The organism is Anaeromyxobacter sp. PSR-1, from assembly GCF_000964525.1.
GTDB lineage: Bacteria > Myxococcota > Myxococcia > Myxococcales > Anaeromyxobacteraceae > Anaeromyxobacter.
In genome coordinates, this window is the sequence record NZ_BAZG01000110.1 from 1 (window position 1) to 13,591 (window position 13,591).

Sequence of the window (13,591 nt, forward strand, 5' to 3'; positions counted from 1 at the left end):
GGCCCGGCGACGCGCTGGTGCGCGCCCGCCTCGCCGAGCGGTACGAGGCGGCGGGGCTGCTGCCCGCGGCCGAGGCGGAGCTGGTGGCGGCGGCGGAGGCCGCGCCGGACCGCGCCGCCGGCTGGGACCGGCTGGCCCGCTTCTACGCGCGCACGCACCGCGAGGACAAGGCGCGCGCCGCCGAGGCGAAGGCCCGGGCCGCGTCCGGCACGCGCGAGCGCGTGCTGCGGCCGCTGCTGCCGTCCAGCCGCTGAGCGGGCTACGCCGGGGGGACGCCGTCCGGCCGCCCGGCCCCGCCCTCCGGTTCCGCCGGCGCGGGCCGGCCCAGCGCCCGATCGAGCACCCAGGCCACGGCCCACGCGCGGGGGATCCCCGCGGCCAGGCTGCCGAGCGCCACGCCCCAGGGCGGGGACAGGTAGACCAGCATGAGCAGGCCCCCGGATAGCACCCAGAACGCGGTGAGCACCCAGGCGAGCGCGCGCCGGCGCCTCGGCGCGTCCTCCAGCGCGACCGCCATGAGCGCCGCGATGGCGCCGTTCACCGCCGAGGCGGCCACCGAGACGGTGACGAGGATGGCGGTGCGATCCAACGCCAGGAGATCCCTGAAGAGCTCGGCCGCGTGGTCGAGGAGGAGGTAGGGCGGGGCGACCGCGTGGACCTGCGCGGCGGCCGCGTCGCACGCGAGGTGGACGGCGCCCGCGAGGGCCGCCAGGGTGAGGCCGTGGGCGCGTCGGGGTGGGCCGGGCATCTCGCCGTGTGTAGCAGGTCGGCGCCGCCCCTCGCCACCGCCCGAGGTCGCCTGGCCGTCCGCGGGAGCGGTGTCTAGATTCGTCGCGGAGGACGGAACCCGTGCCGGATCCCGCTGCCCAGCCCGCTCGCCGCCACCTGCGCCTCGCCCCCGCCCCCGGCCCCCGCGGCAGCCCCGAGGGCCGGCTCGCGCTGCTCGCGCGCACGCTCGTCGCCGCGGTGGCGCTCGTCCTCGTCACCGCGCGCGCCTGGCTCGCCGCGGCGCTCGCGCTCTTCCCGCTGCTCTGGCGGCGCGCGCCCCTCGGCCGGCGGCTCACCCCGCTGGCGCGGCGCGAGGCGCGGGTGATCCCGTTCCAGCGCCGCCGCCAGGCGATGCCCCGCTGACGGCGCCCCTCCGCCGGAGGGAGGTGCCCCGTGAAGATCGGCGTCGTCACCGAGTACTACTACCCGAGCGTCGGGGGCATCCAGGAGCACGTCCACCACTTCGCCCGCGAGGCGAGGCGGCTCGGGCACACGGTCCGGATCGTCACCTCGGCCATGCCGGACCTGGGCGCCGAGGCGGGCGCGCCCCAGCCCGACGTGATCCGCCTGGGCCGCAGCCTGCCCGCGTACACCAACGGCGGCTTCGGCCGGGTCACCGGCGGCCTCGGCATCCGCGGCGCGGTGCGCGAGGTGCTCGCCCGCGAGCGCTTCGACGTGGTCCACGTGCACGCGCCGCTCACCCCGGTGCTGCCGCTGCTCGCCATCCACCACGCCACCGGGCCGCTCGTCGGCACGTTCCACACCAACTTCCGGCCCGGCCTGCTGTTCCGCATGATGCGCGGGCCGCTGCAGCGCTACCTCGACCGGCTCGACGCGGCGGTGGCGGTCTCGCAGGCCTGCCTGGGCGCGTTCCGCGACCGGCTGCACGCCGACTTCCGCATCATCCCGAACGGCGTGGACACCGACCGCTTCGCGCGCGGGCGCCGCATCCGCCGCTACGACGACGGCAAGCTGAACGTGCTGTTCGTGGGGCGGCTCGAGCCGCGCAACGGCCTCGACCGGCTGCTCGCGTCGTTCCACCGCGCCTGGCGCCAGGTGGGGGCGCGGCTGCTGGTTCTCGGCGACGGCCCGCTCCTGCCGCGCTATCGTGCCATGGTGCCGCGCGAGCTGCGTGAGGACGTGGTGTTTGCCGGCCGGGTGCTGGACGAGCGCCCGGACTGGTACGCGACGGCCGACGTCTACTGCGCGCCCACGCGGCTGGCGAGCTTCGGGGTGACGCTGCTCGAGGCCATGGCGGCGGGCAAGCCGGTGCTGGCCGCGGACATCGACGGCTTCCGGGAGGTGATGCAGCACGGCCGGGAGGGCGAGCTGCTCTCCGGCGACGACCCCGCCGCGTGGGCGCGGGCGCTGGTGCGCATCGCGCGCGAGCCGGCCCGCGCGCAGGCGTACGGCGAGCACGGCCGCCTCACCGCCCAGCGCTACGCGTGGCCCTCGGTGACGCGCGAGGTGCTCGGGCTGTACCGCTCCATCGGCGTGCGGGGCTGAGGCGCGCGTGCCGGCCCGCAAGCGGCTCGCGGTGGCGCTGGCGGTGCTCGGGGGCGTGGCGCCGCTCGGCCTGGCGGCGCGGCTCGCGCTCGAGGGCCGGCCCGGCCCCGGCGCGGCGCTCGGGCTCGCCACCGTCGTCGCCGCGCTCGCCGTGCTCCAGGCGCTCTGGGTGCCGTTCGACCTCACCGGCCGGAGCCTGCGGCGCGGGCCCGCCGGCGCGCGGTCGGTGGCGCTCACCTTCGACGACGGCCCCTCCGACGACACGCCGGCGGTGCTCGACGCGCTCGATCGCGCCGGCGTGCGGGCCACGTTCTTCGTGCTGGGCGAGGCCGCGCGCCGCGCGCCGGAGCGGGTGCGGGAGGTCGCGCGCCGCGGGCACCTGGTGGCCCTGCACGGCGACACGCACGCGAAGCTGCTCCTCGCCGGGCCGCGGCGGGTGGCGGCCGAGCTGGATCGCTGCGCCGGGGCCATCCGCGCCGCCGGGGTCGAGCCCGCGCCGCTGTTCCGCGCGCCGCACGGCTTCCGCGGGCCGTTCCTCGGGCCGGCGCTGCGCCGGCGCGGCCTCACGCTGGTGGGCTGGACGCGCGGCGTGTTCGACACCGAGCGGCCCGGCGCCGAGGTCATCGCGGCGCGGGCCAGCCGCCGCATGCGGGCGGGCGAGATCCTGCTCCTGCACGACGGTTGCGCCACGCCCGGCCTCGACCCGCGGCGCGACCAGACCGCCGCGGCGGTGCCGGAGATCGTCCGCCGCTGGCGCGAGGCCGGCTACGCGTTCGTCACGCTGGACGCGTTCGCCGCGGCGCGGGCGGCCGCGGGCGGGGCGGGCGCCGCCGCGCGGGGGGGCGCGTAGCGGATGGGCGACCGGCTCGCGGGCCTGCGGTCCCTCGCGCCGGCGCGACCCGGGAGCCGGACCGCGCTCCACCTGGCCGGCCTGGCGGTGGTCGCCGGGCTGGCGGTGCTGGCGGCGCGCCACGTGGACCTGCGCGAGGTCGCCGGCGTCGTGGCCGGCGCCGACCCGCTGCTCCTGCTCGCCGCGGGCGGCGCGAACCTGCTCTCGCTCGCGCTGCACAGCGCGCGCTGGGCCTCGGTGGTGCGCGGCCCCGCGCTGCGGGTGCGCTTCCGCGACGCGTTCTCGGCGGTGGTGGCCGGCTTCGCGCTCTCGCTCGTGATCCCGGCCCGGGCCGGCGACGTGGCCCGCGCCATGCTGCTCTCGCGCCGGTCGGGCGTGCCGGTGGCGTCGCTCCTCACCGCAGCGGCGCTCGACTACGTGGTCGGCGCGGCCACGCTGGTGCCGCTCCTCGCCGCGCTGGCGCTGCTCGGGCCGCTGCCGGGCTGGGCGCGCCAGGTGCTGCTCGTGTTCGCCGCGGTGGCCGTGGCCGGCGTGCTCCTGGCGCGGCTGCTCCGGCCTCCGCGCGGGCGCGCGCCGGAGCGCGGCGGCGGGGCGGGCCTGCTGGTGCGCCTGCGCGCGGGGCTCGCGGCGGCGCACGATCCGCGCGCGCTCGCCGCGTCCTTCGCGTGGGGGCTCGCCGGGTGGGCGGCCGAGGTGCTCATCGCGCTGCTCGCGCTGGTCGCGGTGGGGCTGCCCCCCTCGCTGTTCGCGGCGGGGCTGGCGGTGGTGGCGTCCACCGCGGCCAACGTGGTGGCGGTGTCGCCCGGGAACGCCGGGCCGTTCGAGGCGGCGGTGGTGCTCGCGCTGGCGGGGGCGGGCGCCTCGCGCGAGGCCGCGCTGGCGTTCGCGCTGCTGTACCACCTCGCGCACCTCGTGCCGGTGGGCGTGGTGGGCGGCGCGGTGCTGCTGCGGGAGGCGCGCGCGGCGGGACGGGACGCTCCGACCGGTCCGTAGTACCCTCCGCGCCCGTGACGGCGCACGGCAAGGCCGAGGGCGGGGAGGACGCGGGGGCGGCGGACGCCGCCGACGTGGCGGCCGCCCTGCGCGGCGACCGCGCCGCCCAGCGCGCGCTCTACGACCGGCACCGGCCGGCGGTGCACCGGCTGGCGCGCGGCTTCCCGGCGCTCGACGCCGACGACGCCGAGGACGTGGTGCAGGACGCGTTCGTCCGCGCCTTCGCGAGCCTGGCGCGGCTGGAGCAGCCGGCGCGCTTCGGCGGCTGGCTGCTCACCATCGCCCGCAACCGGGCCATCACCCGCATCGCCCGCGGCCGGGCGCGGAGCCAGCTCGCCGAGGACCTGGGGCGCGAGGCGGAGGCGCTGGGCACGGCGGAGGCCGAGGCCCCGGACCCGGAGGCCGGCGCCGAGCTGGAGCTGGTCCGCCGGGTGGTGGACGAGCTGCCGGATGGGCCCGAGAAGGAGACGGTCCGGCTCTTCTACCTGGAGGGCCAGCTCACCGCGCGCGAGATCGCGGCCCGCCTGGGCGTCGGCAAGAGCGCGATCACCATGCGGCTCGAGCGGTTCCGGGCGAAGGTGAAGCGCCGGCTGCTGGCCGAGGTGGCCAGGCTGCGGGGTGAGGAGTCCTAGGCACGTGGCCCACCTGACCGAACCCGTCTACGCGCAGCTGATCCGGGGCGAGCTTCCCCCGGACGAGGCGGCCGCCTGGGCGCGCCACCTCGCGACCGGCTGCGACGCCTGCGAGGCGTTCCTCGCCGCCCGGCCGGAGCCGGACGCGCTCGACGCCCGCGCCGACCGGGCCCTGGCGGCGCTCGGCCCGCCCGGCGCGCCCGGGAACGATCTCGAGTACCGCCGCATCGAGCAGCGGCTCGCCGCCGAGGCCCGGGGCGCCGGGCGCCTCCGCCTCCCGCGCCCGGCGCTCGCGGTGGCGGCGGGCGTGGTCGCCGCCGGGCTGGCCGGGCTGTGGCTCGCGAGCCGGGCGCCGGAGCGGCCGGGCCGGCCGGAGTGGACCGGCGAGAAGGGCATGGGCGCGGCGCCCGCCGCGGTCCCGGTGCGGCTGCGCTTCCTCGTGATCGCCGGCGGCGCCGGCGCGCCGTCGGTGGAGAAGGGCGTCTCCGGGCAGGCGGTGCCCGCGGCGGCCAGCCTGCAGTTCGAGGTGGAGCTGGGGCGCGCCGCGCAGGTGGCGCTGGCGCGCGCGGCGCCGGGGCGCTTGCCGGAGGTGTTCTTCCGCGCGTCGCTGCCCGCGGGGCGCACCGTGGTCGCGGTGGAGGGCCGGCCGGCGGCGTACCCGCTCGCGGACCTCTCCGGCCCGCAGCGCTTCGTGGCGATCGCGAGCTCCGCCCCCCTCGACGAGGCCGCGGCCGCGCGCGCCGCCGGGCAGGTGGCGGGCGGTGCGCGGATGGAGCCGATCGCCCCCGGCCTGGAGGGGCTTTCGGTGGACGCGGTGGACGTCACGGTGCAATAGGAGGGGCTGCGCCGGCGCGAGGGGTCGCGCCGGGACGGGGGCCACGGGGCGGCTCCCTCGACCGGAGCAACGGCCGGCGGCGGCCGAGGGAACCGCCGCCGGCGAGACGAAGGAGCCCGATGTTCGCGCCGTCCCCCAGCCCGCCACGGCCCGCGGCCGCGCCCCCGCGCGCGCGCCGCGCCTGCGTGCTGCTCGCCGCGCTCGCCTGCCTCGCCCCGGCCGCCGTCCGCGCGGAGCCCCCTGCCGCGCCCGCGCCGCCGCCCGCCGGGGACCCCGGGGCGCCGGCGGAGAAGGGCGGGCTCGTCCCGCTCGACCTGCCCCGCGCGACCGTGGCGGCGGCGCACGCGCCGAAGCGGATCGCGCTGCTCCTCGGCGTGCAGCGCTTCGACGACGCGAGCTGGCGGCCGCTGCGGTACCCGGACGCCGACGCGCGCGCGCTCGGCGAGGCGCTGCGGGATCCGGGCGGGTTCGACGAGGTGCGGGTGCTCACCGGCGCCACGCGCGCCGAGGTGCGCGACGCGCTCCGGGCGCTCGCCTCGGCCGATCGCGACGAGCGCGACACCGTGGTCGTCTACGTCTCCTCGCACGGCACGCTCGCGCGCGACGCGGCCGGCCAGCTCCGCCGCTACCTGGTGGTGCGCGACACGCGCCTCGACGACGTGCCCGGCACCGCGCTCGCCATGGACGAGCTGAACGCCGAGTTCGACCGGCTCCGCTCGCGCCGCAAGGTGCTGGTGCTCGCCACCTGCCACTCCGGCGGCGGCAAGTCGCTCCTGCCGGAGGAGGTCCGCCGCGAGCTCGAGGCCACCAAGGCCGGCTTCCTGGTGCGGCCCATCGAGGAGGTCTCGCGCGCGAGCACGGTGCTCGCCGCCAGCGACTGGGGCGAGACGGCCCGCGAGGACGAGCGGCTCGGGCACGACATCTACACGTACTTCCTGGTCGAGGCGCTCCGCTCCGGCGCCGACCGCAACGGCGACGGCGCGGTGACCGCCTCGGAGGCGCACGACTACGCGCGCCGCCGGACCTACGCCTACACCGCCGGCCGGCAGCGGCCCAGCGCCGAGTCCACCGAGGTGGGCGCCGACCCCATCGTGCTGGTGGGACGGGTGGAGCGGAAGGGGAAGCCGGAGCTGTACAGCTACGCCACGCGGCTCGACGGGTTCACGGTGAGCGTGGACGGGCGGCCGCTGGCGGAGCTGCCGGGCGGGGTGGTCCTCGAGCCCGGCCGCAGCCGCGTGCAGCTCGCGAAGGGCGGCGGGCCGGCGCTCCTCGATCGCACCGTCTCGCTCGATCCGGGCGAGCGGGTGGACGTGGTGACGCTGCTCGAGCGGGCGCAGGGGCGCTGGGAGGCGGCGCCGAGGGTGGCGCTGCTCGCGTTCCTGGACGCGCGCAGCCGGCGCGAGGTGCTCGGGCCGGTCCCCGGCTTCGGCGGCGCGTTCACCGCGCGCGGCTGGCCGGCGCCCTCGCTCTCGCTCCGGCTCGACCTCGTCACCTCCTTCGGGCGCTCGCGCATCCGGCAGGACGGGGCCGAGGCCACCTTCGACTACACCGCGCTGGCGGCCGGCGTGGGCGTCCCGTGGCGCTTCGAGCCGGCGGCGCTCCGCGGCGCCGCGCTCCTCGCCGGCCCGCGCCTCTCGCTGCTCTGGCTCGACCGGCGCTTCGACCTCGCGCTCGCGCCGCCCGCGCAGCGCGTCCTGACGTTCACCCCCGGGCTGCTGCTCGGGGCCGCCGTGCCGCTGGGGCGCGGCTTCACCGCGGGCGCGGAGCTGCACCTGGACTGGCTGCTCCTCCGCGTGGACCGCGAGAACCGCTCCACCGGCCTGGCCGAGCTGCTGGTGGGCGCGGGGTACCGCTTCTGATGGGCGCGTGGCCGGCAGCCCGGACCCCGGGGTCCGACGGACGGAGGTTCCGCCGCATGTCGCGAACGACGCTCGCCGTGCTCCTCGCGCTCACCCTCGGGTGTGGCGGCCTGGACAGCCCGGACCTGTCCACCGGCGAGGTGCAGGGGCGCATCCTGGGGGCGTCCGCCGGCGCCTACGTCTATCCGCTCGGCCGGCCGGACCTGGTCGTCCGCGCCGCCGCCGCGGGCGACTTCGCCTACCGCCTCGCGCTCCCGCGCGGCGAGCACGACCTCGTGCTGTACGACGGCGGCGTGCGCGCCGAGCGCGTGCCGATCGAGGTGGAGGGCGCCGGGGTCCGCACCGTCGCCGACCGGCGCGGGGAGGGCGCCGCCGGCGCCGCCGCCAAGATGCCGCTCGCGGGCGCGATCCTGGCCGGCGTCCGCGCGGTGGGCGGGGCGCTGCCGCTCGATCCGCGGCTCGACGTGACCGGCACCGACCCGGGCGCCCGGCTGCCGCTCGGCACCACCACGGCGCTCTTCCAGCCGCTGCCCGCCGGGCGCTACCGGCTCACCGCGGAGATGGTCGGCTTCCTGAAGGGCGGGGCGGACGTGGACGTGGTGGAGGGCGCCAGCACGCCCTACGAGCTGGAGCTGCTGGTGGACGGCGACGAGGCGGAGCGGGGCTGCACGGCCACCGGCGGCTGCGAGAGCAGCGCGCTCGAGTGCGAGGACGACGGGCTCTGCCACGACGCCGATCCGTCGGGCAGCGCCTGCGCGTACACCTGCGACGGCGGCGCGCCCTGCCCGGCCGGCCTCGACTGCAGCGGCGGCCAGTGCCTCGCGGACCGCGACTGCGCCACCTACCTGTCGGTCGCCGGCACGCCGTGCGTGAGCGACGACGTCTGCGACGACGCGCTCCACGACGGGTCCTGCCGCCGGACCTCGGCCGAGCAGCCCGGCTACTGCACCGCGCCCTGCCAGGACGCCGGGCAGTGCGCCCCGTTCGGCGCCGGCTGGACCTGCGACGGCGGCCTCTGCGCGCCGCCGCCGCCCTGAGCCGCCGCCGGCCGGAAGCTCCCCGCCCGCGCCGCGGCGCGGTACAACGTCGCGAGCCGCCCGGCCCGGGCGCGCCCGCGAGCCCCCACGCATGAGCCCACGCCGCCCGCCGACCCCACGAAAGAGCCCGCGCGCGGCGCGGCGCGGCGCGGTCCGCTCCGGCCTGGACGTGCTGGCCGCCCGCCGCTTCGCGCCGCTGCGCGGCCGCGCGGTGGGGCTCGTCTGCAACCCCACCGCCGTCACCTCCGGGCTCGTGCACGCGGCCGACCTGCTCCACGGCGCGCGCGGCGTGCGGCTCGCGGCGCTGTTCGGGCCGGAGCACGGCGTCCGTGGCGACGCGCAGTACATGGCCGCGGTGGAGGGCGAGCGCGATCCCCGCACCGGCGTGCCGGTCCACTCGCTCTACGGCGCCACGCCGGAGTCGCTGAAGCCGCGCCCCGAGCACCTCGCCGGCCTCGACGCGCTCGTCTTCGACATCCAGGACGTCGGCACCCGCTTCTACACGTACCAGGCCACCATGATGCTGTGCATGGAGGCGGCCGCGGCGGCGCGGGTCGCGTTCGTGGTGCTCGACCGGCCCAACCCCATCGACGGCGTGCGGGTGGAAGGGCCCGCGCTGCGCCCGGGCTTCGAGAGCTTCTGCGGGCTGCACGACCTGGCGGTGCGCCACGGCATGACGGTCGGCGAGCTGGCGCTGCTGTTCCGCGCCGAGCGGCGGCTCGACCTCGAGCTCGAGCTCGTGCCGTGCGAGGGGTGGCGCCGCGGGCAGCGCTTCCGCGACACCGGCCTGCCCTGGGTGTTCCCGTCGCCGAACATGCCCACGCCGGAGACGGCGCTGGTCTACCCCGGCATGTGCCTGCTCGAGGGGACGAACCTGTCGGAGGGGCGCGGCACCACGCGCCCGTTCGAGCTGTTCGGCGCGCCCTGGCTGGACGGCGCCCGCCTCGCCGCCGACCTCGCGCTCGACCGGCTCCCGGGCGTGGCCTTCCGCCCGGTGAGCTTCGTGCCGACCTGGGACAAGCACGCCGGCGTCCGCTGCCACGGCGTGGAGCTGCACGTGACCGATCCCGAGCGCTTCCGCCCGTTCCGCACCGGCCTCGCCTGCGTGGTGCGCGCCCGCGCCCAGGATCCGGCCCGGTTCGCCTGGCGCACCGAGCCGTACGAGTTCGTGGCGGACGTCCCCGCCTTCGACCTGCTGTGCGGCTCGGCCCGGGAGCGCGAAGGGATCGAGGCGGGCGCGTCGCCGGCCGAGCTGGCGCGGGCGTTCGCGCCGGAGGAGCGGGCCTTCGCCCGCCGCCGGTCGCCCTTCCTGCGCTATCGCGACCTGCGCTAGCCTTCCCCGTCCCTCCTCCGGAGCCCGCGTGCGCATCGGCCTGGCCAGCGACAGCGACGGCGACGTGGACGCGCTCCTGCGCGCCCTCGACGTGCTGGCGCGCGCGGGCGTGGACCGGGCCTTCTTCCTGGGGCGGCGCCTCGCCGACCTGGACGCGGCGCTGGCGCGGCGCGCGGCGGCGGGGCCGGACCCGCTGGCCGGGCGGGTGGTGCGGGTGGCGAGCCGCGCCGATCCGGAGCGCGCGGCCGGCGCGCCGGCCAAGGTGATCGATCTCCTCGACGGCCTGCTCTGCTGCGCGGTGCACGACAAGGCCGAGCTGACCCGCGACGACATCGCGAACGCGACGCTGCTCCTGCACGGACGCGCCCCGCGCGCCGCGCTGGTGGCGATCGGGCCGCGCTGCTTCGTCGCGCCCGGGCGCGTGCGCGCCGCCGCGGCCACGCCCGGCGCCGCGCCCGAGCCGCCCACCTGCGCGGTGCTGGAGCTCGGGCCGGACGGGTTCGCGCTGGCCGTGCTCGGCCTCGACGGCGCGGAGCTGCGCCGCGAGCGCGCCGCCGCGTCCGGCGGCGGCGGGAGGATCTCGGTGCGATGAGCGGCGGCCGCGAGATCGCGCTCCTGGGCGGCTCCTTCAACCCGCCGCACGTGGCCCACCTCATGGCCGCGTGGTGGGCGCTCGCGACGCAGGGCGTGGCGGAGGTGTGGCTCCTGCCCGCGTTCCGCCACCCGTTCGGCAAGGAGCTGGCGCCGTTCGAGGACCGGCTGGAGATGTGCCGGCTCGCCGCGCGGGCGCTGCGCGGCGTGCACGTGTGCGGCGCCGAGGCGGAGCTGGCCGGGGACCCGCTGGTGGGGAAGACCGCCCGCACGCTCGAGCACCTCGCGGCGAAGCACCCGGACCGCCGCTTCGCGCTGGTGGTCGGCGCGGACATCCTCGCCGAGACCGCCAAGTGGTACCGCTGGGACCGGGTGCAGGAGCTGGCGCGCATCATCGTGGTGGGCCGCCAGGGGCACCCGCCGGTGCCGGGCGCGCCCGACCTGCCCGCCATCTCGTCCACCGAGATCCGCGCGCGCATCGCCCGCGGCGAGGACGTGCGCGGCCTCGTGCCGGAGAAGGTGCTGCGCTACGTCGAGGAGCGGGGGCTCTACCGCGGCTGACGCCGCGCGGGCCGCCGCGGGGCGCCGCCCGCCGCCCGCAGCACCGCCTCCGCGCGCGCCCGGTCGAGCCCGCCGCGGGCCGCGATCCCGACGAGCCGCCGGGTGAGCACCCGGTACGCGTCCCGCGCCTCGCCGCGCAGCGCCCGCACCTGCCGGCGGACCACCCCGGCGTCGCCGCGGGAGGCCGGCCCGGTGAGCGCGCCGGGCAGGCCGCGCTCGGCCAGGTTCTCCACCGCGCCGCGCAGGAGCGGCACCAGCGCCGGCAGCGCCTCGGCGGGCGGCGCCCCGGCGCGCGCCCAGGTCTCCGCGGCGAGGTCGGCGAGCGCCATCACCAGGTTCGAGGCCATCACCGCCGACGCGTGGTAGAGCGGCCGGCCCGACGCCGGGACGCGGATGGGCCGGAGGCCCAGGTCGCGCGCGGCGCGGACGAGGAGCCGCCGGGCCGCGGGGCCGCCGTCCACCGCCGCCGCCGCGCCGGGCTGGAACGGCCCGCCCGCCAGCGCCTGGAGCGGGTGGAGCGAGCCGGGGAGGGCGCCGCGCCGGCGCGCCGGCTCCAGCACGTCGAGCGTCAGCGCCCCGGCGCCGTGCGCCACCACCTGCCCGCGGGCGAGGTGGGGGACGAGGCCCGGACCACCTCCTCGATGACCGAGTCCGGCACCGCCAGCAGCACCAGGTCGAAGCCGGCGGCGCGGTCGAGCGGGAGCGGCTCGGCGCCGAGCCGGCGCAGCCGCGCCCGGCCGCGGGCGGTGCGGGCGCCCCCGGCCACCCGCCAGCCGGCGGCGCGGAGGCCGGGGACGACCGCGGAGGCGAGCCGGCCGGCGCCGAGGACGTAGGCGGAGGGCATGCGGCGAGTCTCCCGCCGCGCGGGGCCGGCGGCAAGCCGGGGCGCCGATCAGGCGCGGGCGAACGCGAGCGCGCCGTCGGCGACGCTCACCGCCACCGCGTCGCCGGCGACGAGCTCGCCCGCGAGGATCCGCTCCGCGAGCGGCGCCTCGACCAGCCGCTGGATGGCGCCGCGCATCGGGCGCGCGCCGAGCGCCGGGTCCCAGCCGCCGTGGTCGAGCAGGTGCTCCACCGCGGCGTCGTCCGCCTCGAAGCGGATGCGGCGCTCGCCCTCGAGGCGGCGCGAGGAGTCGGCGAGCAGCAGGCGGGCGATGCGGGCCACCTCGTCGCGCGCCAGCGGCGCGAGCACCAGCCGCTCGTCGAGCCGGTTCCACAGCTCCGGCGGCACCGCGCCCCGGGCGGCGGAGAGCGCGCGGTCCTCGCGCGGCGCGGCCCGGTCGGCGGCGCCGAAGCCCATGGTGCCGGTGGAGGTGCGGGTGGCCTCGGCGGCCCCCAGGTTGGAGGTGAGCACCACCACCGTGTTGGAGAAGTCCACCAGCCGCCCGCGCCCGTCGGTGAGCCGGCCCTCCTCCAGGATCTGCAGGAGCAGCATCTGCACGTCGCGGTGCGCCTTCTCGATCTCGTCGAGCACCACCACCGAGGCGGGCCGGCGCCGGACCGCGTCGGTGAGCTGCCCGCCCTCGCCGTAGCCCACGTAGCCGGGCGCGGCGCCCACCAGCCGCGCCACGCCGGTCTGCTCGGCGCACTCGGTCATGTCGAGCTGCACCAGCGCGTCGGCGGAGCCGTACAGCGCGTCGGCGAGCGCGCGGGCCAGCTCGGTCTTCCCCACGCCGGTCGGCCCGAGCAGCAGGAACGAGCCCATGGGCCGGCGCGAGGCGAAGCCGGCGAAGTTGCGCTTCAGCACCCCGGCGATCCGGGTCACCGCGTCGGCGTGCCCCACCACGCGGGCGGCCAGCGCCGCCTGGATGCCCAGGATCCGCTCGCGGTCCGAGGCGAGGAGCCGCGACTCGGGGATGCCCGCCATCTTCGCGACCACCTGCGCCACCTCGCGCTCGCCGACCTGCCGCACGCCGGCGCGGTGCGCGCGCGAGCCGGCCAGGTCGAGCACCGCCACCGCCTTGTCGGGCAGGAAGCGGTCGGTGACGTGGCGGGCGGAGAGGGTGGCGGCGGCCTCCAGCGCCTCCGGCGCGTAGGCCACCTGGTGGTGCTTCTCGTAGCGGGGCGCGAGGCCGCGCAGGATGGTGACGGTGTCGGCCACCGAGGGCTCGCGCACCAGCACCGGGGTGAAGCGGCGCTCCAGCGCCGGGTCCTTCTCGATGTGCTGGCGGTACTCGTCGTGCGTGGTCGCGCCGATGCAGGGGAACTCGCCGCGGGCCAGCGCCGCCTTCAGCTCGTTGGCGGCGTCCTGCGGCCCCTCGCCGGCGGCGCCCGCGCCCATGAGCGTGTGCACCTCGTCGATGAACACCACCACCCGGCCGCCGGCCTTGCGGACCTCCTCCTTGATGCCGAGGAGCTTCTCGGAGAACGCGCCGCGGAGCTGCGTGCCGGCCACCACGCTCGCCATGTCGATCTCGACCAGGATCCGCTCGCGCGCCTGGCCGGCCGAGGCCAGCAGCCGCTGCGCGATGCCCTCGACGATGGCGGTCTTGCCCACGCCCGGCTCGCCCACCAGCAGCGGGTTGTTGGTGCGGCGCTTGCCGAGGACGTCGATGGCCTCCTCCACCTCGCGCTCGCGGCCGACCAGCGGGTCGAGCTTCCCGGCCGCGGCGAGCTCGGTGAGGTT

Annotated in this window: 15 protein-coding genes and 1 pseudogene; 12 read left to right on the forward strand and 4 right to left on the reverse strand. The window is 79.0% G+C overall.

From position 1 onward, the window contains the following. A pseudogene (locus tag PSR1_RS15295) lies at positions 1–254 on the forward strand (hypothetical protein); the annotation flags it as partial. 5 nt (positions 255–259) lie between these two features. Here the strand turns inward: PSR1_RS15295 and PSR1_RS15300 are convergent. Beyond that, on the reverse strand, positions 260–748 hold the full coding sequence (locus tag PSR1_RS15300; protein WP_059438362.1) for a hypothetical protein: 489 nt from the start codon (positions 746–748) through the stop codon (positions 260–262). Between the two features lie 101 nt (positions 749–849). Between PSR1_RS15300 and PSR1_RS15305 the strand changes: the two genes are divergently transcribed. The 11 genes from PSR1_RS15305 to nadD all read left to right on the forward strand — a co-directional run bounded on the left by PSR1_RS15305 (position 850) and on the right by nadD (position 10,965). Then, positions 850–1,131: a hypothetical protein gene (locus tag PSR1_RS15305; RefSeq protein WP_059438363.1), complete on the forward strand. Its 282-nt coding sequence runs from the start codon at positions 850–852 to the stop codon at positions 1,129–1,131. A gap of 30 nt (positions 1,132–1,161) precedes the next feature. After that, positions 1,162–2,274 carry a glycosyltransferase family 4 protein gene (locus tag PSR1_RS15310; RefSeq protein ID WP_059438364.1) on the forward strand — a complete coding sequence of 371 codons (1,113 nt, stop codon included), beginning with the start codon at positions 1,162–1,164 and terminating at the stop codon, positions 2,272–2,274. Between the two features lie 7 nt (positions 2,275–2,281). Beyond that, entirely contained in the window at positions 2,282–3,124 is an 843-nt protein-coding gene (locus tag PSR1_RS15315; RefSeq protein ID WP_059438365.1) for a polysaccharide deacetylase family protein, read from the forward strand. 3 nt (positions 3,125–3,127) lie between these two features. Further along, positions 3,128–4,117: a lysylphosphatidylglycerol synthase transmembrane domain-containing protein gene (locus tag PSR1_RS15320; protein WP_059438366.1), complete on the forward strand. Its 990-nt coding sequence runs from the start codon at positions 3,128–3,130 to the stop codon at positions 4,115–4,117. A gap of 14 nt (positions 4,118–4,131) precedes the next feature. After that, on the forward strand, positions 4,132–4,749 hold the full coding sequence (locus tag PSR1_RS15325; RefSeq protein ID WP_059438367.1) for an RNA polymerase sigma factor: 618 nt from the start codon (positions 4,132–4,134) through the stop codon (positions 4,747–4,749). A 4-nt stretch (positions 4,750–4,753) separates the two neighbouring features. Further along, on the forward strand, positions 4,754–5,584 hold the full coding sequence (locus tag PSR1_RS15330) for a hypothetical protein (RefSeq protein WP_059438368.1): 831 nt from the start codon (positions 4,754–4,756) through the stop codon (positions 5,582–5,584). A gap of 119 nt (positions 5,585–5,703) precedes the next feature. Beyond that, positions 5,704–7,443, forward strand: a complete 1,740-nt coding sequence (locus PSR1_RS15335) for a caspase family protein (RefSeq protein ID WP_059438369.1) — start codon at positions 5,704–5,706, stop codon at positions 7,441–7,443. A gap of 56 nt (positions 7,444–7,499) precedes the next feature. Further along, on the forward strand, positions 7,500–8,480 hold the full coding sequence (locus PSR1_RS15340; RefSeq protein WP_059438370.1) for a hypothetical protein: 981 nt from the start codon (positions 7,500–7,502) through the stop codon (positions 8,478–8,480). A gap of 91 nt (positions 8,481–8,571) precedes the next feature. Then, positions 8,572–9,813, forward strand: a complete 1,242-nt coding sequence (locus tag PSR1_RS15345; protein ID WP_059438371.1) for an exo-beta-N-acetylmuramidase NamZ domain-containing protein — start codon at positions 8,572–8,574, stop codon at positions 9,811–9,813. 28 nt (positions 9,814–9,841) lie between these two features. Continuing rightward, positions 9,842–10,405 carry a hypothetical protein gene (locus PSR1_RS15350; protein ID WP_059438372.1) on the forward strand — a complete coding sequence of 188 codons (564 nt, stop codon included), beginning with the start codon at positions 9,842–9,844 and terminating at the stop codon, positions 10,403–10,405. Then, on the forward strand, positions 10,402–10,965 hold the full coding sequence (gene nadD / locus PSR1_RS15355) for a nicotinate (nicotinamide) nucleotide adenylyltransferase (RefSeq protein WP_059438373.1): 564 nt from the start codon (positions 10,402–10,404) through the stop codon (positions 10,963–10,965). The genes PSR1_RS15350 and nadD overlap by 4 nt, the downstream gene beginning before the upstream one ends. Here nadD and PSR1_RS15360 read toward each other — a convergent pair. The 3 genes from PSR1_RS15360 to PSR1_RS15365 all read right to left on the reverse strand — a co-directional run. Then, a complete protein-coding gene (locus tag PSR1_RS15360; RefSeq protein ID WP_237758017.1) occupies positions 10,953–11,558 on the reverse strand; it encodes a DUF2520 domain-containing protein in 606 nt (201 codons plus the stop codon). The two genes, nadD and PSR1_RS15360, sit on opposite strands and share 13 nt — an antisense overlap. Beyond that, on the reverse strand, positions 11,534–11,809 hold the full coding sequence (locus tag PSR1_RS24600; RefSeq protein ID WP_237758020.1) for an NAD(P)-binding domain-containing protein: 276 nt from the start codon (positions 11,807–11,809) through the stop codon (positions 11,534–11,536). The genes PSR1_RS15360 and PSR1_RS24600 overlap by 25 nt, the downstream gene beginning before the upstream one ends. 48 nt (positions 11,810–11,857) lie before the next feature. Next, on the reverse strand, positions 11,858–13,591 hold a 1,734-nt coding region (locus tag PSR1_RS15365; protein WP_059438374.1), incomplete at its 5' end, for an AAA family ATPase.